At 74.0% G+C, this 24,056-nt stretch carries 25 protein-coding genes and 1 tRNA gene; 17 read left to right on the top strand and 9 right to left on the bottom strand.

Going from position 1 to position 24,056, the window contains the following annotated elements; translation table 11 throughout:
* The first annotated feature begins 16 nt into the window (after window positions 1-16).
* A complete protein-coding gene (locus KIN34_RS09485) occupies window positions 17-985 on the top strand; it encodes a DMT family transporter (RefSeq protein ID WP_307858169.1) in 969 nt (322 codons plus the stop codon).
* Window positions 986-1,004: 19 nt separating this feature from the next.
* A tRNA-Met gene (locus tag KIN34_RS09480) sits at window positions 1,005-1,081 on the top strand.
* An 82-nt stretch (window positions 1,082-1,163) separates the two neighbouring features.
* On the opposite strand, the gene KIN34_RS09475 is transcribed toward KIN34_RS09480, so the two are convergent.
* Genes KIN34_RS09475 through KIN34_RS09465 form a run of 3 tightly spaced genes read right to left on the bottom strand, consistent with a single transcriptional unit; the run spans window position 1,164 to window position 2,849 of the window.
* Window positions 1,164-1,466 carry a DUF3349 domain-containing protein gene (locus KIN34_RS09475; RefSeq protein WP_214349662.1) on the bottom strand — a complete coding sequence of 101 codons (303 nt, stop codon included), beginning with the start codon at window positions 1,464-1,466 and terminating at the stop codon, window positions 1,164-1,166.
* Window positions 1,466-1,681 (bottom strand): hypothetical protein, encoded by a 216-nt coding sequence (locus KIN34_RS09470; RefSeq protein ID WP_214349659.1) that lies wholly within the window; start codon window positions 1,679-1,681, stop codon window positions 1,466-1,468. The genes KIN34_RS09475 and KIN34_RS09470 overlap by 1 nt, the downstream gene beginning before the upstream one ends.
* Window positions 1,682-1,697: 16 nt before the next feature.
* Complete coding sequence (locus tag KIN34_RS09465) at window positions 1,698-2,849, bottom strand: inorganic phosphate transporter (protein ID WP_214349656.1); 1,152 nt, start codon at window positions 2,847-2,849, stop codon at window positions 1,698-1,700.
* Window positions 2,850-3,075: 226 nt separating this feature from the next.
* On the opposite strand from KIN34_RS09465, the gene KIN34_RS09460 reads away from it, so the two are divergent.
* The 4 genes from KIN34_RS09460 (at window position 3,076) to KIN34_RS09445 (ending at window position 5,235) form a co-directional block, all read left to right on the top strand.
* Window positions 3,076-4,071: an iron-containing redox enzyme family protein gene (locus KIN34_RS09460; protein ID WP_214349654.1), complete on the top strand. Its 996-nt coding sequence runs from the start codon at window positions 3,076-3,078 to the stop codon at window positions 4,069-4,071.
* The gene (locus KIN34_RS09455; RefSeq protein WP_214349653.1) at window positions 4,068-4,310 is read left to right on the top strand and encodes a CDGSH iron-sulfur domain-containing protein; all 243 of its coding nucleotides are present in this window, start codon (window positions 4,068-4,070) and stop codon (window positions 4,308-4,310) included. Before KIN34_RS09460 ends, KIN34_RS09455 begins: the two co-directional genes overlap by 4 nt.
* Window positions 4,311-4,439: 129 nt before the next feature.
* Window positions 4,440-4,604, top strand: a complete 165-nt coding sequence (locus KIN34_RS09450) for a hypothetical protein (RefSeq protein WP_214349651.1) — start codon at window positions 4,440-4,442, stop codon at window positions 4,602-4,604.
* A 28-nt stretch (window positions 4,605-4,632) separates the two neighbouring features.
* Complete coding sequence (locus KIN34_RS09445; protein WP_307858168.1) at window positions 4,633-5,235, top strand: DUF2231 domain-containing protein; 603 nt, start codon at window positions 4,633-4,635, stop codon at window positions 5,233-5,235.
* Between the two features lie 60 nt (window positions 5,236-5,295).
* Here the strand turns inward: KIN34_RS09445 and KIN34_RS09440 are convergent, their stop codons facing one another.
* Genes KIN34_RS09440 through KIN34_RS09430 form a run of 3 tightly spaced genes read right to left on the bottom strand, consistent with a single transcriptional unit; the run spans window position 5,296 to window position 8,565 of the window.
* A complete protein-coding gene (locus KIN34_RS09440) occupies window positions 5,296-6,210 on the bottom strand; it encodes a carbohydrate ABC transporter permease (protein ID WP_214349649.1) in 915 nt (304 codons plus the stop codon).
* Window positions 6,207-7,172, bottom strand: a complete 966-nt coding sequence (locus tag KIN34_RS09435) for a carbohydrate ABC transporter permease (protein ID WP_214349647.1) — start codon at window positions 7,170-7,172, stop codon at window positions 6,207-6,209. The genes KIN34_RS09440 and KIN34_RS09435 overlap by 4 nt, the downstream gene beginning before the upstream one ends.
* Before the next feature lies 1 nt (window position 7,173).
* The gene (locus KIN34_RS09430; RefSeq protein WP_214349645.1) at window positions 7,174-8,565 is read right to left on the bottom strand and encodes an ABC transporter substrate-binding protein; all 1,392 of its coding nucleotides are present in this window, start codon (window positions 8,563-8,565) and stop codon (window positions 7,174-7,176) included.
* 209 nt (window positions 8,566-8,774) lie between these two features.
* Here KIN34_RS09430 and nhaA point away from each other — a divergent pair, with 209 nt between their 5' ends.
* The 6 genes from nhaA (at window position 8,775) to KIN34_RS09400 (ending at window position 13,638) form a co-directional block, all read left to right on the top strand.
* Window positions 8,775-10,097, top strand: a complete 1,323-nt coding sequence (gene nhaA / locus KIN34_RS09425; protein WP_214349642.1) for a Na+/H+ antiporter NhaA — start codon at window positions 8,775-8,777, stop codon at window positions 10,095-10,097.
* A gap of 156 nt (window positions 10,098-10,253) precedes the next feature.
* Entirely contained in the window at window positions 10,254-11,111 is an 858-nt protein-coding gene (locus KIN34_RS09420) for an SDR family oxidoreductase (RefSeq protein ID WP_214349639.1), read from the top strand.
* Between the two features lie 56 nt (window positions 11,112-11,167).
* Window positions 11,168-11,635, top strand: a complete 468-nt coding sequence (locus KIN34_RS09415) for a hypothetical protein (RefSeq protein WP_214349636.1) — start codon at window positions 11,168-11,170, stop codon at window positions 11,633-11,635.
* Window positions 11,632-12,861: an NRAMP family divalent metal transporter gene (locus KIN34_RS09410; protein ID WP_214349634.1), complete on the top strand. Its 1,230-nt coding sequence runs from the start codon at window positions 11,632-11,634 to the stop codon at window positions 12,859-12,861. Before KIN34_RS09415 ends, KIN34_RS09410 begins: the two co-directional genes overlap by 4 nt.
* A complete protein-coding gene (locus tag KIN34_RS09405; protein WP_307858167.1) occupies window positions 12,858-13,280 on the top strand; it encodes a hypothetical protein in 423 nt (140 codons plus the stop codon). The genes KIN34_RS09410 and KIN34_RS09405 overlap by 4 nt, the downstream gene beginning before the upstream one ends.
* Complete coding sequence (locus tag KIN34_RS09400) at window positions 13,267-13,638, top strand: PRC-barrel domain-containing protein (protein WP_214349632.1); 372 nt, start codon at window positions 13,267-13,269, stop codon at window positions 13,636-13,638. Before KIN34_RS09405 ends, KIN34_RS09400 begins: the two co-directional genes overlap by 14 nt.
* Before the next feature lie 51 nt (window positions 13,639-13,689).
* On the opposite strand, the gene KIN34_RS09395 is transcribed toward KIN34_RS09400, so the two are convergent.
* Window positions 13,690-16,191: an MMPL family transporter gene (locus tag KIN34_RS09395; RefSeq protein ID WP_214349629.1), complete on the bottom strand. Its 2,502-nt coding sequence runs from the start codon at window positions 16,189-16,191 to the stop codon at window positions 13,690-13,692.
* 175 nt (window positions 16,192-16,366) lie between these two features.
* Here KIN34_RS09395 and KIN34_RS09390 point away from each other — a divergent pair, with 175 nt between their 5' ends.
* Window positions 16,367-17,044: a TetR/AcrR family transcriptional regulator gene (locus KIN34_RS09390; protein WP_214349626.1), complete on the top strand. Its 678-nt coding sequence runs from the start codon at window positions 16,367-16,369 to the stop codon at window positions 17,042-17,044.
* A 103-nt stretch (window positions 17,045-17,147) separates the two neighbouring features.
* On the top strand, window positions 17,148-20,306 hold the full coding sequence (locus tag KIN34_RS09385; RefSeq protein ID WP_214349623.1) for an efflux RND transporter permease subunit: 3,159 nt from the start codon (window positions 17,148-17,150) through the stop codon (window positions 20,304-20,306).
* Between the two features lie 102 nt (window positions 20,307-20,408).
* Here KIN34_RS09385 and phoA read toward each other — a convergent pair whose 3' ends face one another.
* Both phoA and KIN34_RS09375 read right to left on the bottom strand, forming a co-directional pair.
* Window positions 20,409-22,106 carry an alkaline phosphatase gene (phoA, locus tag KIN34_RS09380; RefSeq protein WP_214349620.1) on the bottom strand — a complete coding sequence of 566 codons (1,698 nt, stop codon included), beginning with the start codon at window positions 22,104-22,106 and terminating at the stop codon, window positions 20,409-20,411.
* 133 nt (window positions 22,107-22,239) lie between these two features.
* Window positions 22,240-22,719, bottom strand: a complete 480-nt coding sequence (locus tag KIN34_RS09375) for a MarR family winged helix-turn-helix transcriptional regulator (protein WP_214349617.1) — start codon at window positions 22,717-22,719, stop codon at window positions 22,240-22,242.
* A 66-nt stretch (window positions 22,720-22,785) separates the two neighbouring features.
* On the opposite strand from KIN34_RS09375, the gene KIN34_RS09370 reads away from it, so the two are divergent.
* The 3 genes from KIN34_RS09370 (at window position 22,786) to KIN34_RS09360 (ending at window position 23,982) form a co-directional block, all read left to right on the top strand.
* Window positions 22,786-23,019 (top strand): hypothetical protein, encoded by a 234-nt coding sequence (locus KIN34_RS09370; RefSeq protein WP_214349614.1) that lies wholly within the window; start codon window positions 22,786-22,788, stop codon window positions 23,017-23,019.
* Window positions 23,020-23,088: 69 nt separating this feature from the next.
* Window positions 23,089-23,634: a type 1 glutamine amidotransferase domain-containing protein gene (locus KIN34_RS09365; protein ID WP_214349611.1), complete on the top strand. Its 546-nt coding sequence runs from the start codon at window positions 23,089-23,091 to the stop codon at window positions 23,632-23,634.
* A 156-nt stretch (window positions 23,635-23,790) separates the two neighbouring features.
* Window positions 23,791-23,982 carry a CsbD family protein gene (locus KIN34_RS09360; RefSeq protein WP_214349608.1) on the top strand — a complete coding sequence of 64 codons (192 nt, stop codon included), beginning with the start codon at window positions 23,791-23,793 and terminating at the stop codon, window positions 23,980-23,982.
* Window positions 23,983-24,056 lie beyond the last annotated feature (74 nt).

Raw genomic sequence — 24,056 nt, 5'->3', positions numbered from 1 at the left:
CGAGGATGGTTCTCCCGTGACCACCTCGCCCGCACCGGTCGACGCGCCCGCCTCCGGACGTGTCGCGGCGATGTACCTGGCGCTCGCGCTGATCTGGGGCTCGAGCTTCCTGCTGATCAAGGTCGCGCTCGAGGGGCTCTCGGCGCCGCAGGTCGCGCTCGGCCGGATCGTCCTCGGTGCGCTGGCCCTGCTCGTCGTCGCGCTCGCCGCGCGCCGGTCGTGGCCGCGCACGCGCTCGGCGTGGGGCCACCTCGTCGTGCTCGGGGTGCTCCTGTGCGTGCTGCCGTTCCTCGCCTTCGCGTGGGCGGGCGAGCACCTCGCGTCCGGGCTCTCGTCCATCCTCAACGCCACCACGCCGCTCATGACCGCCGCGGCGTCGGCGGCGCTCCTGCCGGCGGAGCGGCTGACCCGGCGCCAGGGCCTGGGGCTGGTGCTCGGCGCCCTCGGCGTCGTCGTCATCGTCGGGCCGTGGACCTACCTCGGCGACCTCGCCGCTGCCGCCCCCTTCCCGGCCGTGCTCGCCTGCCTGGGCGCCACGGCCTGCTACGGCATCGGCATGACGTACCTGCGCCGGTTCGTGACCCCGCTGCGCCTGCCGGCGGAGACGGTGGCGGCGGGGCAGGTGGGCGCCGCCGCGGTGGTCATGCTCCTGCTCTCCCCCGTCATCGCCCGCACGCCCGTGACCCTGTCGACCTCCGTCGTCGTCTCGATCGTGCTGCTCGGCACACTGGGCACCGGCATCGCCTACGTGTGGAACACCAAGGTCGTCGGGGCGTGGGGCGCCCAGCGCGCCTCGACCGTCACCTACCTGACCCCCGTGGTCGGCGTCGCGCTCGGCCTGGCCGTGCTGGACGAGCACCTGGAGTGGTACGAGCCGGTGGGCGGCGTCCTCGTCGTGCTGGGCGTCGTCGTGGCCCAGGGCGCGCTGCGCGGCCGGGTGCGACGGGCGTCACGTCGCACGGATTTGGACACCGCCCGCCGCTGACGTAAGGTGGCATCACCGACGCGGGGTGGAGCAGCTCGGTAGCTCGCTGGGCTCATAACCCAGAGGTCGCAGGTTCAAATCCTGCCCCCGCTACCACGGAAAGGCCCTCTGATCAGCGGCAACGCTGATCAGAGGGCCTTTCGCACGCCCGGGCCCCGCTACCCGCCCACGGCGCACGTCACGGCTCGACCGGCGCCAGCGGCCAGCCGACGCTCGCGAGCACCGCGCTCACGCGGGCGACGTCCTCGTCGAGCGGCTCGTGCTGCAGCACGGCCGCCATCTCCGCCTCGACGCTCGCGCGGGTGGGCGCGCCCGCGGGGTGGGCGACGACGACGCGCTCGACGACGTCCGCGACCTCGTCGGGCGTCAGCCGGCGGCGCAGCAGCGCGAGCAGGGCGACGTAGTCGCGCTCCGGCACCCCGCTCGGGTAGCCCGCGCGCAGCCAGTCGACGACGCGCCGGACCACGCCCTCGTCGGCCATCAGTCCCCCACCGCGATCGTCGCGACGCCGAGCGCGACCGCGGCCAGGCACACCGCGAAGCACGCCCAGCCCGCGACCCGGCGAGCCACGGCGGCGCGCCCGTCCACCGGTGCGAGGAAGCGAACCCCGACCGCGAACACCGCGGGCAGGCCCGCGCCGATCAGGAGGCTGAGGAGGACGACGCGCCCGAGCGCTCCCCCGTCGACGATCTCCATGCTGGGCTCCTGCCGGTCAGGCCGCGCTCGCGGCGGCGGTGGGCTGGGCGGGCGACGCGTCGGGGGCCCAGTCGTCGTTCACGTTGTGGTGGCCCACGGCGGTGCGCCGCGAGCGCAGGAACAGGGCGAGGCTCGCCGCGACGAGCAGGGCCAGCACGACGAGCGTGCCCGCCCAGCCCCCGAGCGCGTGCTGGATCCCCTCCGCCGCGGCGCCGACGGCAGCGGCGGCGGGCAGGGTGACGAGCCACGCGACCACCATGCGCCGGGCGACCGACCAGCGCACCGGGGTCCGCCGGCCGACGCCGGAGCCCATGATCGAGCCGCTCGCCACGTGGGTGGTCGACAGCGGGAACCCGAAGTGCGAGGACACCAGGATGACGGCGGCGGACGAGGTCTCGGCGGCCATGCCCTGCGGCGGCTCGAGCTCGGTGAGCCCCTTGCCGAGCGTGCGGATGACCCGCCAGCCGCCCAGGTAGGTGCCGAGCCCGATCGCCCCCGCGCACCCGATCACCACCCAGAGCGGGACGGCGTCGTCGGCGTCGAGCTGCCCGCCCGCGATGAGCGCGAGGAAGATGATGCCCATCGTCTTCTGCGCGTCGTTGGTCCCGTGCGCGAGCGAGACGAGCGACGCGGACCCGATCTGCCCCCAGCGGAACTCGCGCTGCTGGTCGCCGCGCGCCACACCCCGGGTGATCCGGTACACGAGCCACGTCCCGCAGGTCGCGACGAGCCCGGCGGCGACCGGTGCAACCACCGCCGGGACGGCGACCTTGGACACGAGGCCCGACCAGATGACGCCGCTCGTGCCGGCGGCCACGAGGACCGAGCCCACGAGCCCGCCGATCAGCGCGTGCGAGGAGCTCGACGGCAGTCCGAAGTACCACGTCACGAGGTTCCAGAGGATCCCTCCGGTCAGCCCGGCGAACACGACCGACAGCGTCACCACGTCCTGCTCGACGATCCCCGAGGCGATCGTCGCGGCGACCGCGAGCGACAGGAACGCGCCCAGCACGTTGAGGACCGCGGAGAGCGCGACCGCGGCCTTGGGGCGCAGCGCACCGGTCGCGATCGACGTGGCCATGGCGTTGGCCGTGTCGTGGAAGCCGTTCGTGAAGTCGAACGCGAGCGCGGTGACGACGACGAGGGCGAGCAGCGCGGTGGTGTCCACCCCTCGACGGTGCTCCCGCGGCACCGTCGACGACAACCCGGGGCCGACCTGTTCGCCCAGTGTTCATCTCCGCCGCCGGCGGCCTCGGGCCGGCACCGCAGGGGCGGGCGCCCCGCCTGCGGATGCGGTGGCGGGCCGGCGTGCCTACGCTCCCGGCAGCCAGCCTCGGTCGTGCAGGACGCCGCGACCGACCGTGCCGGCGCGCGCCACGAGGAGTGACCGAACCATGAAGCTGCCGCCCGCACGGGGTCCGCTGAGCGCGCTCGTCGTCGAACGGCTGGCCGGACCAGCGTCCGACGAGGACGGGCTGACCGGGCCCGCCCGGGAGGCCGTCGCGGGCGGAGCCGCCCTCGACGACGAGGACCTGCAGCTGAGCCTGTGGCTGCTGCACGAGCTGCACCACCGCGGGTTCGACGACGTGGACCCCGGACGCGAGTGGGAGACCGCGCTCGTCGCCACGCGCGTGGTCCTCGAGCGGGCGCTGGAGGCGACGCTGCGCGCGACGGTGACCGTGCCGCGGGCGGGCGACGACGTCGCCGAGACGCTCTTCGCGATGACGGCGCCCACGCCCGGGCCGAGCCTGTCGCGCTACGTCGCGCGGTCGGCCGACGCCGAGCAGGCGCGTGAGCTCGTCGTGCACCGCTCGCTCTACCAGCTGGCCGAGGCCGATCCGCACACCTGGGCGATCCCCCGCCTCTCCGGCCGCGCGAAGGCGGCGCTCGTCGAGATCCAGGCCGACGAGTACGGCGGCGGCGATCCCGAGCGCATGCACAGCGCGCTGTTCGCGCGGACGATGCGCGGCGTCGGCCTGGTCGACGAGTACGGCTACTACGTCGACCGCGTCCCCGCCGTCACGCTCGCGCACCTCAGCACCATGCGCATGCTCGGGCTGAACCGGAGGCTGCGCGGGGCGGCGGTGGGGCACCTCGCGGCGTTCGAGATGACCTCGTCGCTGCCGAACCGCCGCTACGGCGACGGATTCCGACGGCTCGGCTTCGACGCCGCGACCACCGAGTACTTCGACGAGCACGTCGAGGCCGACGCCGTGCACGAGCAGATCGCTGCGCGGGACATGGCGGGCGGGCTCGTCGCCGACGAGCCCGAGCTCCGGGACGACGTGCTGTTCGGCGCCGCCGCGTGCCTGGCGACGGACGAGCTCGTCGCGGACGCGATGCTCGCGGCCTGGCGCGCCGGGCGGTCGTCCCTGCGGGAGGCGCGGTGACGCCGGTCTGGGAGCCGCGGGCCGCGCGCGACGAGGACATTCGGGCGAGCGAGTGCCCGGGCGGGCCGCTGCTGGTGCGGGGCGCCGACGAGGTGGTCTCACCGGACGGCGAGCGCCGGGCGGTGCGGCGCGCGGTCGTCGCGCTGTGCCGGTGCGACGCCTCGACCATCGCGCCGTGGTGCGACGGCAGCCACAAGGTCGTGCGCCCCTCGCCTGGCACGGTCGCCGGCCCGGCGTGAACGGCGAGATCGGCACGCCTCTCGACGTGCGGTGGGCGCCACGGGATGCGACGCTCGGGCTCACGGCAGCGGGTCGGCGGGTCAAGTCACGGCTCGTCACGGCCCCCACGAGTCCGGGACGAGGACGTCATGGACAGCTCTGGAGTGATCGCCCGCAGCGGGCAGACGTGCACGGTGACCGGTGTCTGGCAGGTGGTGAGCAGGCCGTCGGCGACGGCGAGGGTGCCGGCCGGCGCCGTGATGCCCGCGGACCACGGTCACGCGGTGACCTGGCGGCTGGTCCGCCGCTCGTGACCCGCCCGCACCCGTTCCAGGAGGTCCCGTGACCACGTCGTCCCCCGCCGCACCGGAGGAGCAGCTCGAGTCCGCGCTCCTGCGCGCCACCGACGCGATCGAGTCGCGCGCCGCGCTCGACTCGCCGGCAGCGGCGCTGCGCGGGGTGGCGGACCGCGTCCTCGCGCAGCCGCGCCTGCAGGCCCTGCTGCGCGGCGTCCCCCTCGGCCACGCCGCCCACCCCCTGCTGACCGACGTGCCGATCGGGATGTGGGTGTCGGCCAGCGCGCTGGACCTGCTGGCCCCCGTGGCGGGCCGACGCGCGTCGCAGCGACTGGTCGGCCTCGGCGTCCTCGCCGCCGCCCCCACGGTGCTGACGGGACTGGCCGACTGGCGCGCGAGCGAGCCGCTCGACGAGCGCGTGCGGCGCGTCGGCGTGGTGCACGCCGCCGCCAACGCGACCGCGACCGCGTTCTACGCCGGGTCGTGGCTCGCGCGACGGCGGGGTCGGCACACGGTCGGCGTCGCGCTGGCGCTGGCCGGCGGCACCGTCGCGGGCGTCGGCGGCTACCTCGGCGGGCACCTCACCCTGGTCCGGCGCGCGCCCCTCGTCGACCCGCACGAGCCCGTCCCGCCGACGGCGTCCCGCTGACCGACGAGCACGCGACCCGCACCGGCCCGGCGCCCGCCGGGCACCGGGCCGACGGCGGTCTCAGCCCTTCGAGCCGGTGGTGGCGATGCCCTGGATGAAGTGCTTCTGACCGAAGAAGAACAGCAGGATCATCGGCAGGGTGGTGATGACGCTCGCGGTCACGACGATCTCCCAGTGCCACTCACCGCCGAAGCCGAACTGGTCGAGCAGCGCCTTGAGCCCCCGCGGCACGGTGAACGTCGAGGAGTCCTGCAGGTAGATCAGCGGCCGCATCAGGTCGGTCCACGCCGCCTGTACCTCGAAGAGCAGCGTGAGCACCAGCGCCGGCCGGCAGAGCGGGACCGCGATCCGCGTGAACACGCGCCACGGCCCCGCCCCGTCGAGGCGCGCCGCCTCGAACAGCTCCCGGGGCAGGGCGAGGAAGAACTGCCGCAGCAGGAAGACGTAGAACGCGCTCGCGAACAGGTTCTGCCCCCACAGCGGCACCAGCGTCCCGACGAAGCCGAGCTGCTTCCAGATCAGGTAGGTGGGCACCATGGTCACAGCACCCGGCAGCATCATCGTCGCCAGGACCAGCCCGAACAGGACGTTGCGGCCCCGGAACCGGAAGTGCGCGAAGCCCCAGGCGACCATCGCGGACGTCGCGGTGACCGTGGTCGCGGCCAGCACGGTCACGATGACGGTGTTCACCAACCAGGTCGCCATGGGCGCGGTCTGCCAGACGTCCAGGTAGTTCTGGAACGTCCACGTCCGCGGCCACAGCCGGTTGTCGAACACGTCGCCGCGCGGCTTGAAGGACGCCGAGAGCAGCCACACGAACGGGTACACGAAGGCGGCGGTCGCCAGGAGCAGCGCGACGACGACGAGGACGCGACCGACCCGGCGCGCGGGCGGCACGCGCCGCTGCCGGGTGCGTGGGCCGTCCGTCGGGGGCTGCTCGATGACCGGGGTCGGCACGGCGGGTGCGGTGGTCATCGTGCCTCGCCCTCGTAGTAGACCAGGCGTCGGCTGACCAGCACCTGGATCCCGGTGATCGCCATGATCACCAGGAACAGCAGCCAGGCGAGCGCCGAGGCGTACCCCATGTGCAGGAACTCGAAGGCCTGCTGGAAGAGGTAGATGACGTAGAACAGGGCCGCGTCGTTGGAGTAGGTGGTGTTGCCCGAGCCGAAGTACGCGGTGTACGCCTCGGTGAACATCTGGAGCGCCGCGATCGTGTTGACGACGACGACGAAGAACAGCGGGCCGCTGATCATGGGCAGCGTCACCGCCCTCGTGCGGCGCCAGAACCCCGCTCCGTCGACGCGCGCGGCGTCGTAGAGGTCGGTCGGCACGCCCCGCAGGGCGGCGAGCAGGATGATCACCGTCGAGCCCACGGTCCACAGCCCCATCAGCACGAGCCCCGGCTTGACCCACGCCGGGTCGGTGGTCCAGGCCGGGCCGGTGATGCCGAACCAGCCCAGCACGGTGTTGACGGCCCCCCGCTGCCCGTTGAACAGCAGGATCAGCAGCACCCCGATCGCGACGGGTGGCGTCATCTTCGGCAGGAAGAACGCCGTGCGGAAGAAGCCCGACGCGCGCCGCGAGGCCTGGTCGAGCAGGAGCGCGAGCCCCAGGGCCAGGAGGATGTGGGCCGGCACGGCCAGCGCGGCGTAGACCAGCGTGTTCTGCAGCGCCAACGCGACCTTCGGGTCGCTGAACAGCTCCTGGTAGTTGGCCCAGCCGACCAGCTGCGGGTCGTTGATGACGTCGTAGTCGGTGAACGACAGGTAGGCGCTGTAGATCATCGGCCACGCCGTGAAGACCAGGAAGCCGACCAGCCACGGGCTGATGAACCACCAGGCGGCCCGCGAGTAGCGCCGCTCCAGGGACGACCGCCGGCGCGTGCGCCGTCCGACGTCCTGGGTGCGGACGGGGGCGGCGGTGCTCGTCGTCACGTCACTGCTCCGACGCCGACGAGTCGTCCCACCTCGCCCACGCCTTGTCCAGCGCCGCCTGCGCCTCCTCCTGAGCCTGGGCCATCGCCGCCGCGGCGTCCTGCTGACCGTTCAGCACCCGGTTCACGGCGTCCTGCCAGGCAGCCTTGAACTCGCTGTCCGCGGGGTTGGCCGGCAGCGTGAACGTGTGGTCGTTGGCCTCGTACATCGCCTCGACGCCCGAGGCCCAGGGCTCGTCCGTCACGTCCACCAGCTCGTCGCGGATCTGCTGGTCCGCCTTCTCGTTGCCGGTGAGGATGCCGGTGAAGGCGAGCCCGTCGGCCTCCCGCGCCTCCGCGCGGGCCCGGGCGGAGGCGAGCCAGCTGTCCTGCTGGGTCATCACGGCGGCGAACCGGCACGCCGCTGCGGGGTTGCCGCTGCCCGCGGGGATCGCCCACGCGGACCCCGTCGCGTACGCGAGCGGGTCGCCCGCCGGCGTGCGGAACGCGTCGAACGCCATCGGGGCGTCCGGAGACACCTCGTTGAGCACGTTGACGTACCACTGCTCCATCGGCATCGCACCGAGGGTCGACGTCGCGAACTGGTTGCCGGCGCCGAAGAAGTCCGCGGCGTCGCGGGTCGCCTTCACCGCCGCGAAGCCGCCCTGCTCGTCGTAGACGCCGACGGCGAACTCGAGCGCCTCGAGGACCTCGGGCGAGTCGAGCTGCGCGGTCCGGCCGTCGTCGGACAGGAGGTCGGCGCCGTTCGCCTGCGCCCACAGCGGCAGGAACTCCGGGAGCTTCGAGTCGTACCCGATCACCGACACCTTGCCGCCGTCGCTGCGCGCCAGCGCGGTGGTCGCCGACGTGATCGCGGCCCAGTCGGAGCCGTTCACGTCGTCGAGCGTCAGGCCGGCGTCCTTCAGGAGCCCGGCGTCCGCCATGACGAGCTGCACCGTGTTGAACTCCGGCACGCCGTACAGGTGGCCACCGAAGGTCACCTGGTCCAACGCCGCGTCCACGAACGCGTCCTGGTCGATGTCCTCGCTCGCGTAGCACTCGTCGAGCGGGACGACGGCCCCGCGGGACGCGAACGTCCCGATCTGGTCCCGGTTGGCGTAGACGATGTCCGGCGGGTCGCCCGCGGCGACCGCCGACAGGAACGCCTGGATGTCGAGGTCGCCCTCGACGAGGCTGACGTCGACGCCGTCGAGCTCGGCCTTCGCGCGGTCCAACCGCGTCGTGGCGATCTCGTCGCCTGCCCCGAACCCCATGACCTGGAGCGACCCGGACATCGTTGCCTCGGGGGTGAAGGCGGGCTCGGTGGCGTCGCCCCCGCCCGTCCCCTGCGCGCACCCCGCCACCAGCGCGACCATCCCCGCCGCCCCCGCTGCCCACATCCTGCGCACACCCATGACCGACCTCCGGACGTCGCCCCCCGTGAGGGGCCGCCAGAGCGCCGGCTTCTTGACGCCGATGCCAGGATGAAGCGCTTCTCGCCACGCCGCGACCCGAGCGGTCCGCAGGTGCGGCCGGTACGATGGCCCGCGGAGTGCCGGGAAGCCTGGTCGGCGGCTCGTCGGCGACCCCGCCGGGAGCCCGATCCCGACCGGAGTCCCCATCCATGACGTACCCCGCTCCCCTGCGCCCTTCCCAGCGCCCTTCCCAGCGCCCTTCCCAGCGCCCTTCCCTGCGCCCCGGCGCCCGCCTCGCCCGCTGGGTCTCGGCCGAGAGCACCGGTGGCATCCTGCTGCTGCTGGCCGCCGCGGCCGCGCTGGTCTGGGCCAACTCGCCCTGGCGCGAGTCGTACGCCGCCCTCTCCACCACCGTCGTCGGGCCCGCCGCCTGGCACCTGGACCTCAGCCTCGCGACGTGGGCCGCGGACGGCCTCCTCGCGGTCTTCTTCTTCCTCGTCGGGCTCGAGCTCAAGCAGGAGCTCGTCAACGGCAGCCTGCGCGACGTGCGGCACGCGGCCGTCCCCGCGCTCGCCGCGGTGGGCGGCATGGTGGTCCCGGCGGTCGTGTACGTCGCGGTCGTCTCGACGGCCGGCGACCCCACCGCGCTGGACGGGTGGGCGATCCCCACGGCGACCGACATCGCGTTCGCCCTCGCCGTGCTGGCCGTCCTCGGACGCGGTCTCCCGGTCGCGCTGCGGACGTTCCTGCTCACGCTGGCGGTGGTCGACGACCTGCTCGCGATCGTCGTCATCGCGGTGTTCTACACCGACACCCTCCACCTCGCGTACCTCGCCGCGGCCCTGGTCGGGGTGGCGGTGTTCGCCGTCCTGGTGCGGCGGCGGCGCGCGGCGTACGTCCTGCTCGTCCCCGTCGGGGTCGCGACCTGGGTGCTCATGCACGCGTCCGGGGTGCACGCCACCATCGCGGGCGTCGCGCTGGGCCTCGTCGTGCCCGCGACGGCGGTGCGCGGGGAGACCGCACCGCGCACGGTGACGTTCGAGCACGCGTGGCGGCCGTGGTCCTCCGGCCTGGCCCTGCCCGTGTTCGCGTTCTTCGCGGCGGGCGTCACCGTGGTCGGCGGCGGCGGACCCGGAGCCGTCCTGGCGCAGGCGGTGGTGCCGGCGATCGTCGCCGGCCTCGTCGTCGGCAAGGTCGTCGGCGTCCTGGGCGTGACGGCGCTGCTGACCCGGTTCACCCGGCTGCGTCTGCCCGCGGGCCTCGGCCTGCGCGACCTGCTGCCGGTGGGCCTCCTGGCCGGCATCGGCTTCACCGTCTCGCTGCTGATCGCCGAGCTCTCCTTCCCGGACGGCACGCACACGGCGGGCGCCAAGGTGGCGGTGCTGCTCGCCTCGTTGGCGGCGGCCACGGGCGCCGGCGTGACGCTCCGGCTGGACGCGCGGCGCGCGCGCTCGTCGGACATGAACGACGACGGGCAGCCGGACGGCGACCTCGCGACCATCGGCGCACCGGCGGCGGGCGAGCGCGGCTGACCGCGCCGCACGCGCCGGTCCGCCCGGCGTGCCGGACTCGGCGGCCCTGCCTAGCGTGGAGGCACGCGGTGGGCCGCGGAGCGAGCACCGGCCCGTGGACGCCGGGGGTCAGGACGCGGCCCGTGAGCGCCGAGCGCCGCGTGGACGGGAGCGACCATGACCGACCAGGACCGACCCGCACAGCAGCAGGAGCCCCCCGGCCTGACGGAGCCGATGCAGCCCCGGCCCGACCACGGCGAGCAGAGCTACCGCGGCCACGGGCTGCTCGAGGGGCGCCGGGCGCTCGTCACCGGCGGGGACTCCGGCATCGGCCGCGCGGTCGCCATCGCGTTCGCGCGCGAGGGCGCGGACGTCGCGATCGGGTACCTCGCCGAGGAGCAGGAGGACGCCGACGAGACCGCGCGCTGGGTGCGTGAGGCCGGGCGCACGTGCGTGCTCGTCCCGGGCGACCTGCGCGACGAGGACACCGCGCGCGGAGCCGTCCGCACGGCCGTGGAGGGGCTCGACGGGCTCGACGTGCTGGTGAACAACGCTGGGTACCAGATGGCGCGCCGCGACTCGTTCGAGGACGTCACGACCGACGACCTCGACCGCGTCATGCGCACCAACCTGTACGCGCTGCACTGGGTCACCCAGGAGGCGCTGCCGCACCTGGGCGAGGGCTCCGCGATCGTCAACTGCTCGTCGATCCAGGCGTACCAGCCGTCGAGCGCCCTGGTCGACTACGCGTCCACCAAGGCCGCGATCAACAACATCACCGTCAACCTGGCCGCCGAGCTGGGCCCGCGGGGGATCCGGGTGAACGCCGTGGCGCCCGGCCCCATCTGGACCCCGCTGCAGCCGGCGACGCAGCCCGCGGAGAAGGTCGCGTCGTTCGGCCAGGACACGCCGCTGGGCCGCGCGGGCCAGCCCGCCGAGGTGGCCCCGGCGTTCGTGTTCCTCGCGTCGTCGACCACCGGCTCGTACGTGTCCGGCACCGTGCTCGGCGTGACGGGCGGCAAACCGGTGTTCTGACACCGGGCGACGACCTCGACGTGCGAGGGTGCGGCACCGGGGCCAGGATGGCCCGCATGCCGCTCCTTCGCAGGTCGGACGCGTGCCGCGGCGCCGCGGCGCTCCTGGCCCCCGCGCTGCTCCTCGGCGGCTGCGCGTGGGGGCCCTCGGCCACCGACCGGCGCACGGTCGAGACGTTGACGTCCGCGCTCGACGAGGCGGCGTCGGGGGTCGCCGTGGCCGAGCTCGTCGTGCTGCTCGTCGAGACGGACCGGACCACGACGCCCGTCGCCGACGTCACGCTGGCCGACGCGCTCGGGGACGTCGGCGGTGCGCAGGACGCCCTGGCGCGCGACATGCCGGACCTGCCCCACCAGCCGGCGCGGGACCGCGGGCTGGCGGCCGTCGCGGACGCGACCGCCGCCGTCGCGGACACGCGCGCGTGGGTCAACGGCACGTCCACGAGCACCACGGCCCAGGTGCGCGGCGCGCTCGAGGACGCGGCCGACGCGATCGAGCAGGTCACCACGGAGCTCGGCAGATGAAGCGCGTCCTCGGCGTCGCGCTCGGCGTGCTGACCGCCATCGGCGGGTTCGTCGACATCGGCGACCTGGTGACCAACGCGGTCGTCGGGGCGCGGTTCGGCACGTCGCTGGTGTGGGTCGTGCTGGTCGGCGTGGTCGGCATCTGCCTGTTCGCGCAGATGTCGGGCCGGGTCGCCGCGGTCAGCGGGCGGGCCACGTTCGAGGTGATCCGCGAGCGCCTGGGCCCACGCATGGGCGGCGCCAACCTGATCGCGTCGTTCGCGGTCACGATCCTCACGCTCACGGCGGAGATCGGGGGCATCGCCCTCGCGCTCGAGCTCGCCAGCAGCGTCGAGCGGCGCCTGTGGGTGCCGTTCGCGGGGCTGGCCGTGTGGCTCGTGCTGTGGCGCGTGAAGTTCTCGATCCTGGAGAACGTCACCGGGCTGCTGGGGCTGACGCTCGTCGTCTTCGCGGTCGCGCTGTTCCTGCTCGGCCCCGACTGGGGCGACCTCGTCGACCAGGCGGTGCACCCGGGCGTCCCGGCCGGCGAGGCGAGGACGACGTACTGGTACTACGCGGTCGCCCTGTTCGGGGCGGCGATGACGCCCTACGAGGTGTTCTTCTTCTCGTCGGGCGCCCGCGAGGAGAAGTGGACCGCGAAGGACCTGTCGCAGTCGCGGATCAACGTGCTCGTCGGCTTCCCCCTGGGCGGGCTGCTCTCGATCGCGATCGCGGCGTGCGCCGCCGTCGTCCTCCTGCCGCGCGCCATCGAGGTCACGTCGCTCTCCCAGATCACGCTGCCCGTCGCCATGGCCGGCGGCAAGCTCGCGCTGGCGGTCGTGATCCTCGGCGTGGTCGCCGCGACCTTCGGCGCGGCGCTCGAGACGGCGCTGTCCACCGGCTACACCCTCGCGCAGTTCTTCGGCTGGTCCTGGGGCAAGTACCGCCGGCCGGCGCAGGCCGCCCGGTTCCACACGTCGATGCTCGTCGTCGTCGTGCTCGGCACGCTGGTGCTGCTGACGAACGTCGACCCGATCGCCGTGACCGAGTACTCGGTGGTCTTCTCGGCCATCGCGCTGCCGCTCACCTACCTGCCGATCCTCGTCGTGGCGAACGACCGCGAGTACATGGGCGAGCACGTCAACGGCCGGGTCACCAACGGGCTGGGCCTGGTCTACCTCGGCATCATCGTCGTGGCCTCGGTTGCGGCCATCCCCCTCATGATCGCGACGGGAGCAGGACAGTGAGCCCACGACTGCGCCGCCGCGACCCGCCCTTCCCGCCCGACGAGCAGCTGCCCGTCCCGCCCCGACCCGCCGGCCGCGTGCTCGACGCCCGGCTGCACCTGCTGGACCGCCAGCTCGTCGACGTCGACGAGGTGCCGGTCGCGACGGTCGACGACGTCGAGCTCGCCCCGCCGTTCGAGGGGTCGCCGGACCTGGTCGCGACGAACCTGCTCTCCGGGCCCGTGCTCGCGACCCGCATCTTCGGCGGCCGCCCGCCCCGGGACCGGTGGCACCGGGTGCGCTGGGCGCACGTCACGGACGTCGGGACCGTCCTGCGCCTCGGCGTGCACGGCGAGGGCCTCGACGTCCTGTGGGTCGAGCGGTGGCTGCGGGACCACGTGATCGGCCGGATCCCCGGGGGTCGCCATGATCCTGAGTGACCTGCTGGACGCGGTCGTGGTCGACGCCGACGGGCGCCGGCTCGGCTTCGTCGTCGACGTGCGCCTGGTGCTCGACGGACCGCTCGACGGGCTCCTGGAGGCGCCCCGCCTTCACGGCCTGCTCGTCAGCCCGCGGACCGGGACGTCGTTCCTGGGCTACGAGCGGACCGACGAGACCGCCCCGGCACTGCTCGCGCACTGGCTGCGGCGGCGGCACCGGGGCACGTTCCTGGTCCTGTGGCCCGACGTCGCCGACGCCGACGTGGTGCGGCCCGACGAGGTGCGCACGGGCGCCGAGCGCGTCGTGCGGCTGCGGCCCGGGTACGACCGCTGGGACCCGGCTCTCACGCGCCACTGAGCCGGACCCCGGCGGGTCGCCCCGCGTGCTGCCGTCGGCAGCGGCCGGGCGTCAGGCCTCGGCCGGCACCTCGCGCGGCTCGGCGCCCGGCGTGCCCGGGTGACGCCGCTCGAGCTTGGCGCCCTCGACGTCGATGTCCGGGATGATCCGGTCGAGCCAGCGCGGCAGCCACCACGCCCCGTCGCCGGCCAGGTGCAGCACGGCGGGCATGATCAGCATGCGCACCAGGAACGCGTCGAGGAGCACCCCGATCGCGAGGGCGAAGCCGAGCGGCCGGATGGTCGCCAGGTGAGAGAACATGAACCCGCCGAACACCGAGATCATGATGATCGCCGCGGCGGTGACCACGGCCCGGCCCGCGTGCAGGCCCTCCATGACCGCGCGCCGCGACGGCGAGCCGTGCGCGTACGCCTCCCGCATGCCGGAGGTCAGGAACAGCTGGTAGTCCATCGCGAGGCCGAACAGGATGCCGACGAGCAGGGTCGGCAGGAAGCTCAGCACCGGGCCCGGGTTGGTGACGCCGAACAGGTCGCTGAGCCAGCCCCACTGGTAGACCGCGGTGACCGCGCCCATCGACGCGAACAGCGAGAGGACGAACCCGCCGGTGGCGACGATCGGCACCAGCAGCGAGCGGAACACCGCGACGAGGATCACCAGCGACAGCCCGATCACCACGACGAGGTACACCGGGAGCGCGTCGGCCAGCTTCTCGGAGATGTCGATGTTCGCGCTGGCGCTGCCGGCCACCGCGAAGGTGCCCTCACCACCGTCGACCTCGAGCGCGCGCAGCTCGTGCACCAGCTCCGTGGTCGACTCGCTGTCCGGCCCCTCCGCCGGGATCACCTGGAACACCAGCACGCTGCGGTCCTCGTTGGTCCCGACCGGGGCGACCGCCACGACGTCGTCCTGCGCGAAGAGCTGGCCGCCGATCTGCGCCTGGGTGGCGGCGAGCTCGTCCTCGCTCACGCCGTCGGTCAGGTCGGCCACGACGACGAGCGGGCCGTTGACGCCCTCGCCGAAGGCCTGGGACACCTTGTCGTACGCCTGGAACTGCGTGGAGTCCGCCGGCTCCGACGAGCCCGTGGGCAGGCCCAGCCTCAGGGAGCCGTACGGCAGCGCGATCACGACGAGGACCCCGATGCCGATCACGATGCTGAGCCACGCACGGCCGGTCCGCATCGGCGCGACCGCGACGTGCTCGTGGTGCGCGGCGACGACCTCCCGCTGCCGACGCGGCAGGATGCGCCGGCCGAGGAGGCCGAGCATGGCCGGCGTCAGCGTGATCGCCACGAGGACCGCGACCAGGATGCTGCCGGCCGCGACCGTGCCCATGAGGCCCAGGAACGGGATGCCGGTGAGGTTGAGGCCGAGGAGCGCGATCAGCACCGTGGTCCCGGCGAACACCACCGCGTTGCCCGAGGTGCCGTTGGCGAGCGCGACGGACTCGTGCACGTCCATCCCGGCGCGCAGCTGACGGCGGTGCCGGTTGAGGATGAAGAGCGTGTAGTCGATGCCGACGGCGAGCCCGAGCATCGCGCCCAGCACCGGGGTCACCGAGGTCATCTCGACCGCACCGGAGAACGCCATGGCACCGGCCGCCGCGACGCCGACGCCGACGAGCGCGTTCAGCAGCGGCAGCCCGGCGGCGACGAGCGTGCCGAGCATCACGACGAGCACGATCGCGGCCACGAGCACGCCGATCGCCTCGGCCGCGCCGCCGAGCGAGATGGCGCCCTGGGCGATCTCGGTCGAGTAGTCGGCCGTGACGCCCTCCGGGAGGTCGCCGTCCACGGTGGCGATCACGGCGTCCTTGGTCGCGTCCGCGATCTCCTGCTGCGGCTCGGAGAACACGACCGTGGCGACCGCGGTCGAGCCGTCGGTCGAGACCATCCGGATCTCGGCGGCCTGCTCGAGCAGGGCCTGGCCGTCCTCGAGCTGCGTGGCCTGCGCCTCGAGCGTCGTGCGGTTCTCGTCGAGCTCGGCCTGCTGGGAGTCGATCTCGGCCTGCTGCGCGTCGAGCTGCTCCTGCGCGGCCTGCGTCTGCGCGTTCTCGCCGACCTGCTCGACGGTCGCGTCGAGGTCCGCCTGCGCGGCGTCGAGCTGCGCCTGCCCGTCGTCGAGCTGCGTCTGGCCGGCGTCGAGCTGGGCCCGCCCGTCCTCGACCTGCTGCTGACCGTCGTCGAGCTGCGCGGCCTGCTCGGCGCGCTGCTGCTCGGTCGCGAACGGGTCGACGGTCTGCACCACGCCGTCGACGTCGCCGACCTGCGTCAGCGCGCCGCTGATCGCCGCCTGCTGGTCGGCGCTCAGCGCGGAGCCGTCCTCGGTCTGGAAGACCACGCGGCCCGTCGCCCCGCTCGCGGCCGGCAGCTCCTGCTCGAGCCGGTCGGTGACCTCCTGGGTCTTGGTCCCCGGGATCGTGATGTTCTCGCTCAGCGTCCCGCCGAAGGCGAGGAACCCGCCCACCGCGATGCCGAGCGCGAGCACCCAGGCGACGATGACGTACGAGGCCCGCCGGGCCGAGAACCGGCCGAGCCGGTAGAGCAGTTCTGCCATGACTGAGTCCTCCAGGCCGGGCCGTGCGGACGCACGCGAGCCCGGGCAGGTCGAGGGTGGGGAGCGACGTCGCTCCGAGCATCGTAGGCACAAAGTTGATTCCAGTCATCCGGTTGTCGGCACCGACTCGCTGTGATGTTGATCCCAGGTATCCGCTTCGGGTTACCCTGGGCGCATGACCGAGCCCGACGAGGCGCCCCGCAGCCCGCTGCGGCGCGACGCCGAGCGCAACCGCGCGCGCATCGTCGCGGCGGCGCGGGAGCTGTTCGCCGAGCACGGCCTCGGCGTCGGCTTCAACGAGGTCGCCCACCGGGCGGGCGTCGGGGTCGGCACCGTGTACCGCCGCTTCGCGGACCGCGACGAGCTCATCGAGGCGGCGCTCGAGCAGCCCCTGCGGGAGGTGCTCGCGGTCGCCGAGGAGGCCGCGGCCGCCACGCGCGCCTGGGACGGTCTGGTCCTCCTCGTCACCCGCGTGACCGAGCTGCTGGTCGACAACATGGGCGTGCGCGACGCCGCGCTCGGCGGCACCGACGCACTGCGGCCCGACATCGCCGAGGGCATCGCCGACCTGACGCACGACCTGTTCGAGCGCGCCCGCGCCGAGGGCGACCTGCGGGAGGGTGCGACCGGCAACGACGTCGGCATCCTCCTGTGGATGGTCACCGAGCTCGCCAAGCACGCCGCGGACGTGCGTCCCGACGCCTACCGTCGCTACACCGCGGCGTTCCTCGACGGGCTGCGCGCGGGGCCCGGCCGCGCCGCGCTCCCCGGCCCGCTCGAGCACGACGACGTCGTGGCCATCTCGCACCGGTGGGCCGACTCGTCGGCCCGCTCACGCCCCCGGGGCGCCTGACCCGCCCCGCCCGGAACCGAGCCGACCCGCCCGCCGTTCTCCTGCCGGAGAGCACCTCGCGACCACCCGACACCCCGCCCGCGCCCCACCACCTGGAGCCCCCGTGCACCGCCTCGCGCACTTCTCGCTCGGCCATCGCGCGCTCACCGCGCTCGTCACCGTGGCCATCGCCGTCCTCGGCGTCGTCAGCCTCGGCGGACTGCGCCAGGAGCTGATCCCGTCGATCTCGTTCCCCGCCGCGGCCGTCGTCGGCGTCTACCCCGGCGCCTCCCCCGAGGTCGTCGAGCAGCAGGTGACCGAGGTCGTCGAGAGCGCGGTGCTCGGCGTCGACGGCATCGAGCAGGTGACCTCGACGTCGTCGTCGAACGTCTCGGCGACGACGATCATGTTCGAGTACGGCACCAACATCACGACGGCGGTCGCCGACCTGCGCGGAGCGGTCGAGTCGGCCTCGAGCCAGCTGCCCGACGAGGTGGACCCCCAGGTGGTCGCCGGGTCGCTCGACGACCTGCCGGTGGTGCAGCTCGCCGTCTCCGGCGGGTCCGACGAGGCCGCCCTGGCGACCGCGGTGGACGACGTGCTGGTGCCGGTGCTCGAGGACCTCGACGACGTGCGCTCGGTCGCGGTCACGGGCGCGCCGGAGCGGCAGGTCACGCTCGACGTCGACATGGCCGCCCTCGTCGGCGCCGGCCTCACGCCCGAGGCGGTCACCTCGGTGCTCGACGACAACGGCGTGCGCGTGCCGGCCGGCACCGTCACCGACGGCGACCAGACGCTCTCGGTCCAGGTGGGCACGCCGCTGACCAGCGTCGACGAGCTCGCCGCGCTCCCCCTGACCACGTCGACCGGCGACGTCGTGCGCCTCGACTCGGTCGCCGAGGTCGTCGACGGCGACGCCGAGCCCACCTCGTTCTCCCGCCTCGACGGCGAGCCCTCGCTCGCGGTCGCGATCACCAAGACGCCGGACGGCAACGTCGTCGAGGTCTCCGACGACGTCACGGCCGCGCTCGACGAGGTCGCGGACCGGCTCGCCGCGCAGGACGTCACCGTCACCGTGGTGTTCGACCAGGCGCCCTTCATCACCGAGTCGATCGAGGGCCTCGCGACCGAGGGCGGGCTCGGCCTGCTGTTCGCCGTCGTCGTGATCCTGCTGTTCCTGGCGTCCTGGCGGTCGACCGCGGTGTCCGCGGTCTCGATCCCGCTGTCGCTCCTGGTCGCGTTCACGGTCATGAACCTCACCGGCTACACGCTGAACCTGCTGACGCTCGCCGCGCTCACCATCGCGATCGGGCGCGTGGTCGACGACTCGATCGTCGTGATCGAGAACATCTCGCGGCACCTCACGTACGGCGAGGACCGCCGCGCGGCGGTCCTCGGCGCGGTGAAGGAGGTCGGCGGGGCGATCACGGCCTCCACGCTGGCCACCGTCGCGGTGTTCGCCCCCATCGGCTTCGTCGGCGGGTTCGTCGGCGAGCTGTTCCGACCGTTCGCGTTCACCGTCGCCATCGCGATGGGCGCGTCCCTCTTCGTCGCGCTGACCATCGTCCCGGTGCTCGCGTACTGGTTCCTCAAGGCGCCCGCGGTCGAGGACCTGGAGGCCGCCCGCCGCACGCGGGAGGCCGCCGAGGCCAAGGAGCGCCGCGGTCTGTGGCAGCGCGCGTACCTCCCCGTGCTCGGCGCGTCGCTGCGGCGTCCCTTCGTCGCCCTCGGGGTCGCGGTGGCGGTGCTGGCCGGCACGGTCGCGCTCGTCCCGCACCTCGAGACCAACCTCATCGGCGACTCCGGCCAGGACACGCTGACCGTCACGGCGGACTTCGAGCCCGGCACGTCGCTCGAGGCGCAGGACGGCTCCGCGCGCACGATCGAGCAGGCGCTCATGGGCCTCGACGACGTCGCGACCGTGCAGACGTCGGTGGGCTCGGGCGACGCCATGACCGCGTTCCTCAGCGGCGGCGGCACGTCCGCGACCTTCGCCCTCACGCTCGACGAGGACGCCGACGGCACCGCCGCGGCGGACGAGGTCCGCAGCACGGTCGACGCGCTGGTCGAGGAGCCCGTGACCGCGATCGACGTGAGCGCGGGTGCGACCGGGTTCGGCAGCTCGACGGTCGACCTCGTCGTGACCGCGGACGACACGGACGTGCTCGCCGAGGCCGCGACGGCCGTGGAGGACGCGGCCCGCGAGGCGCCGGGCGCCTCGGCGGTCGCCAGCTCGCAGTCCACCGAGCAGCCCGTCATCCAGGTGACGGTCGACCGTGAGGCGGCCGCCGCGGCGGGGCTGACCGAGACCGCGGTGGCCGGCACGGTGGCCGGGCTGATGACCGACCCCGAGATCGGCACCGTCGACCTGGACGGCGCGCCCGTCACGGTCACCGCGTCGTTCGGGGACGGCCCCGCGAGCGTCGAGGAGCTGCGTGCCGTTCCCCTCACGGGTCCGGGCGGCACCGTCACGCTCGACGACGTCGCGGACGTCGAGGAGGTCCGGAGCCCCGCGTCGATCACGCGCTCCGACGGCCGGCGCACCGTCACCGTCTCGGTGACGCCCGCGAGCCAGGACGTCGGCTCGCTCAGCGCGGACCTCACGCAGCGGATGGACGCGCTCGACCTGCCGACGGGCGCCGACGTCACCGTCGCGGGCGTCGCGGCGGACCAGGCCGACGCGTTCTCCGACCTGGGGCTGGCCCTGGTGCTCGCGATCGCGATCGTCTACATCGTGCTGGTCGCGACGTTCGGCTCGCTCGCGCAGCCGCTGATCCTGCTGGTCTCGATCCCGTTCGCCGCGACCGGCGCCCTCGCGGGGCTGCTGCTCACCGGGACGCCGCTCGGCGTCCCGGCGCTCATCGGCATGCTCATGCTCGTCGGGATCGTGGTGTCCAACGCCGTGGTGCTGATCGACCTGATCAACCAGTACCGGGCGCGCGGACGCGCGCTCGAGGAGGCCGTGACCGAGGGCGCGCGCAAGCGTCTGCGGCCGATCGTCATGACCGCGGCGGCGACGATCTTCGCGCTCCTGCCCATGGCGTTCGGCATCACCGGCGGCGGCGCGTTCATCTCCCAGCCGCTCGCGGTCGTCGTGATCGGCGGCCTCATCACCTCGACGCTGCTGACCCTCGTGATCGTCCCGGTCATCTACGTCCTCGGCGAGCGCCGCAAGGAGCGCCGCGCGGCGCGTCGTGCCGCCCGGCGCCGCACCGGGGGCGCAGACGAGCAGGGGCAGGGTCGGGAGCACGGCGAGCCCGGGACGCCGCAGACCGCCGGCTGAGGCCGCCCGTACGCGCGACGACGCCCGGCCCTCGTGGGCCGGGCGTCGTGGTGCGTGCTGGGCGCGTCCGCGTCGGACGCCGTGCCGAGGTCAGTGCCGAGGTCAGCGGTTGGTGATCGTGACCGGGACCGAGCGGGACGTCGTCAGGCCGTCGTGGCCCGTGACGACGATCTGCAGCACGGCCGGGCCGTCGTCGTAGCGCCGGGTGTCGAGCGTGATCGACGGCGTGGTGCCGGTGCGGCGCGAGGTCGCGACCACCTCGTCGTCCTGGATCAGGGTGAACACGGTCTCGTCGGGCTCCGCCGCGAGCTTCACGCGGACCGTCTGCTTCCCGCGCAGGACCGCGTCGTCGGACAGGTTGACGGACCGGATCTGCGGCGCGCCGGGCGTCGGGGCGGCCGGGTCCAGGCGCAGCGCGTCACGCATGGTGAAGAACAGGTCCGTCTGGTCCGTGAGGCCCACGACGTTGGCGGCGCCGGGACCGTAGCCGGCGACGCGCAGCTGGCTGCCGGTGTGTGCCTGCGAGCCGCCCTCCTCCGACGTGCCGTAGGCGACGGTCATCGGCTTGCCGTCGGCCGTCGTCAGCGTGCGGGTCAGGCCCGGGGTGGTGCTGCCCGGGTAGACGATCTGGCTCGAGTGGGCGTGGTCCGCCGTGACGACGACGAGCGTGTGCTTGTCCTTCTTCGCGAACGCGAGCGCGGCCTGCACGGCCTCGTCGAGGTCGACGGTCTCGCCGATCTGGCCGCACGGGTTGGCGGCGTGGTCCTGCTTGTCGATGCTCGCGCCCTCGACCTGCAGGAAGAAGCCCTTGCGCGACCCCTGGTCGTCGAGCAGCGAGATCGCCTTGGTCGTCATCTCGGCGAGCGTGGGCGCCGACCCGTACGCCGGGTTCTGCGTGCACCGCACGGCCGGCTCGGCGCCGCCGGTGTGCGTCGCGAGCGGACCCTGCCAGCGCACCGGCAGGTTGCCGGAGCCGAAGAGGCCCAGCACCGGCCGGCGCTGGTCGGCGGAGCGGACCTTGGTCAGACCGGCCTCGTCGGTCACCACCTGGTAGCCGCGGTCGGTGGCCTGCTCGAGCAGCGTCTGCCCGCTCCAGGCCCCCGCCTTCGCGGTCTCACCGAAGCTCTTCGCGCCGCCGCCGAGGGTCACGTCCGCGCGCGTCGCGATGAGCTGCTCGCTGATCGAACCGAGGCCGCCGTTCTCGAGCGCGTTCGTCGGGCACGTGGTGCTCGTCACGACCGGGCCGTAGCAGGACCGGCTGGTCACGTGCGCGCCCAGCACGGCGGGTGTCGCGTCCTGCACCTCGGCGGTCGTGACGTTCCCCGTCCGCAGGCCGTTGGCGCGCGCGACCTCGAGGATCGAGCGCTGCGGCACGCCGTCGACGTCGACGGAGATCGCGCCGTTGTAGGTCTTGGTGCCGGTGGCCCAGGCGGAGCCCGAGGCGGCCGAGTCCGTCACGTAGTCCGGCAGCCCGTCCGCCCTGTCGAGCGCGTACGTCGTGTACTGGCCCGTGAGGGGCAGGGCGTCGATGCCCGCGAAGCGTCCGGCCGCGCCGAGCGCGTAGTTGCGGGCGACCGTGATCTCCGAGTCGCCCATGCCGTCGCCGATCAGCAGGATCACGTTGCGGGCCGGGCCGCTCTGCAGCGCCTGGCGGACCGTGGCGGTCTGGTCGCCGGACAGCCGGCGCGCGTCGCCGTGGCCTGTCAGGTCGGAGGTGACGGCCCACCCGGCCGCGGCGCCGGCCGTGAGCGCGAGCGCCGCGGTGACCGCGGCGACCGGACGCAGGATGCGTGTCCGCATCGAAGACTCCCTGTGCTCGTCGTGTGGCGACGGAACGCGCCGGGGCGAGCACACCGGACCGGGGTGGACCGGAGCCGATCAGCGGGTGACGAGCGAGGGACAACCGGACGAACAGGACGTTCCGTGCGTCCGCTCAGCCCGCCCGCTCGCACGCGTCGAGCATCAGCTGCGCCGCGTCGCGCACGTGCGCCACGTCCGCCACGTCGAGCTCCAGCCGCTGCACCATCGCCGCGGGGATGCCGACGGCGCGCTCGCGCATCGCCACGCCGGCCGGCGTGAGCTCGATCACGAGCGCGCGCTCGTCGTGCTCGTCGGGGCGCCGCGCCACCAGGCCGCGGGCCTCCAGCCGCTTGACCAGGGGGGACGCGGTGGCGGGCTCGAGGTGCAGCCGGCTCGCCAGGCCGGCGAGCGAGAGCGGCCCGTCCTGCCAGAGCGCAAGCATGGCGAGGTACTGCGGGTGGGTGAGGCCCAGGGGCTCGAGCAGCGTCCGGTACGTCCCGACGAGCGCCCGCGCGGCCGCGGACAGCGCCAGGCAGACCTGCGCCTCGAGCGCGAGGGGGTCCTCGCCCGGCTCGTCGGCCGTCCCGTCCGACTCCTGCGTCACCGCCGTCATGAGGACCATGGTACGGAACCATTCGCCCGCTGATAGTGTGGGCACTAACGACCTGGAGGAGACGCCGTGGCCCGCAGCGCCGACGAACGCCTGGACATGACCGCGTGGCTCGCGCGCCACCTCGTCGGACCACCACAGCTCGGTGACGTCACCGCGCCCGTCCGGCCTGCGAGCGCGGGCGAGCGGGCCCGCGACGAGGCGTTGCGCACCGAGTTCGTGCGCGTGACCGACCCGGGTGGTCACACCTACCTCGTCGAGCGGCCCGTCGACCCGACCGAGCGGCCGGCTCCGCCGGACTGAGCCGCGCTCGCCGCGCGGGGACGGCACCCGCGTGCCTAGCCTGGCCGGACCCCACCCGAGGAGGTCCCCATGACTGCCACGCTCGACGGTCGCACCGTCGCCTTCCTGCTCACTGACGGCTTCGAGGACAGCGAGCTCACGAGCCCGTGGTCGGCCGTCATCGACGCCGGAGCCCGGGCCTCGCTCGTCTCCCCCGCCGATGCGACGATCACCGGCAAGAACGGGCACCAGCAGCCCGTGGACGTGCCGGCGGCAACGGCGTCCGCCGACGACTACGACGCCCTCGTCCTGCCCGGCGGCGTCGTCAACGCCGACCACCTGCGCACCGACCAGGACTCCGTGGCGTTCGTCCGCGGCTTCGTCGAGGCGGGCAAGCCCGTCGGCGTCATCTGCCACGGCGCGTGGATCCTGGTCGAGGCGGGCGCCGTCGACGGCCGGCGGATCACCAGCTACCCGTCGCTGCAGACGGACCTGCGCAACGCGGGTGCGCAGTGGGTCGACGAGGAGGTCGTCGTCGACGGCACCCTGGTCTCCAGCCGCACCCCCGACGACCTGCCGGCGTTCGACCGGGCCGTCGTCGACGCGGTCGCGGCGGCCGGGAGCGCCGCGGGCTGACGCGCGCGCCGACCCCCGGCGTCGGACCGCTCGACGTGCGGGCGGGTCGGCACGGGGATAGTTTCGAAGGGCCGGACGACGAGGACATGAACCTCGCCTGGTGCACTGCTGGCCATGCCATGACCTGCGCATGGTCGTCGACGAGAGGAGATCGCCATGGGCGTCGGGGACAAGATCGAGCACGGTGCCGAGGAGCTCAAGGGCAAGGTCAAGGAGGGCGTCGGCAAGGCCACGGACGACGAGCGTCTCCAGGCCGAGGGCCAGGCGGACCAGACCAGCGCCAACGTCAAGCAGGCCGGCGACAAGCTCGGCGACGCGAAGGACGACGTCAAGGACGCCTTCCGCTGACCGACCCCGCTCCCCCGCCGGGTTCTCACCCGGCCGCACGACGAAGCCCGCAGCAGCTGCTGCGGGCTTCGTCG

This window comes from Cellulomonas fulva (genome assembly GCF_018531375.1).
Classification (GTDB): domain Bacteria; phylum Actinomycetota; class Actinomycetes; order Actinomycetales; family Cellulomonadaceae; genus Cellulomonas; species Cellulomonas fulva.
This window is presented reverse-complemented; position numbering and strand designations above follow the sequence as displayed.

Excerpts from the sequence above, each read along its gene's own strand:
- KIN34_RS09460 (WP_214349654.1), top strand. The coding sequence starts at position 3,076 with ATGAAGCTGCCGCCCGCACGGGGTCCGCTGAGCGCGCTCGTCGTCGAA.
- KIN34_RS09400 (WP_214349632.1), top strand. The coding sequence starts at position 13,267 with ATGATCCTGAGTGACCTGCTGGACGCGGTCGTGGTCGACGCCGACGGG.
- phoA (WP_214349620.1), bottom strand. The coding sequence starts at position 22,106 with ATGCGGACACGCATCCTGCGTCCGGTCGCCGCGGTCACCGCGGCGCTC.
- KIN34_RS09440 (WP_214349649.1), bottom strand. The coding sequence starts at position 6,210 with ATGACCACCGCACCCGCCGTGCCGACCCCGGTCATCGAGCAGCCCCCG.
- KIN34_RS09430 (WP_214349645.1), bottom strand. The coding sequence starts at position 8,565 with ATGGGTGTGCGCAGGATGTGGGCAGCGGGGGCGGCGGGGATGGTCGCG.
- KIN34_RS09470 (WP_214349659.1), bottom strand. The coding sequence starts at position 1,681 with ATGGAGATCGTCGACGGGGGAGCGCTCGGGCGCGTCGTCCTCCTCAGC.
- KIN34_RS09375 (WP_214349617.1), bottom strand. The coding sequence starts at position 22,719 with ATGACGGCGGTGACGCAGGAGTCGGACGGGACGGCCGACGAGCCGGGC.
- KIN34_RS09360 (WP_214349608.1), top strand. The coding sequence starts at position 23,791 with ATGGGCGTCGGGGACAAGATCGAGCACGGTGCCGAGGAGCTCAAGGGC.
- KIN34_RS09410 (WP_214349634.1), top strand. The coding sequence starts at position 11,632 with ATGAAGCGCGTCCTCGGCGTCGCGCTCGGCGTGCTGACCGCCATCGGC.
- KIN34_RS09475 (WP_214349662.1), bottom strand. The coding sequence starts at position 1,466 with ATGGCCGACGAGGGCGTGGTCCGGCGCGTCGTCGACTGGCTGCGCGCG.
- KIN34_RS09365 (WP_214349611.1), top strand. The coding sequence starts at position 23,089 with ATGACTGCCACGCTCGACGGTCGCACCGTCGCCTTCCTGCTCACTGAC.
- KIN34_RS09395 (WP_214349629.1), bottom strand. The coding sequence starts at position 16,191 with ATGGCAGAACTGCTCTACCGGCTCGGCCGGTTCTCGGCCCGGCGGGCC.
- KIN34_RS09420 (WP_214349639.1), top strand. The coding sequence starts at position 10,254 with ATGACCGACCAGGACCGACCCGCACAGCAGCAGGAGCCCCCCGGCCTG.
- nhaA (WP_214349642.1), top strand. The coding sequence starts at position 8,775 with ATGACGTACCCCGCTCCCCTGCGCCCTTCCCAGCGCCCTTCCCAGCGC.
- KIN34_RS09390 (WP_214349626.1), top strand. The coding sequence starts at position 16,367 with ATGACCGAGCCCGACGAGGCGCCCCGCAGCCCGCTGCGGCGCGACGCC.
- KIN34_RS09415 (WP_214349636.1), top strand. The coding sequence starts at position 11,168 with ATGCCGCTCCTTCGCAGGTCGGACGCGTGCCGCGGCGCCGCGGCGCTC.
- KIN34_RS09450 (WP_214349651.1), top strand. The coding sequence starts at position 4,440 with ATGGACAGCTCTGGAGTGATCGCCCGCAGCGGGCAGACGTGCACGGTG.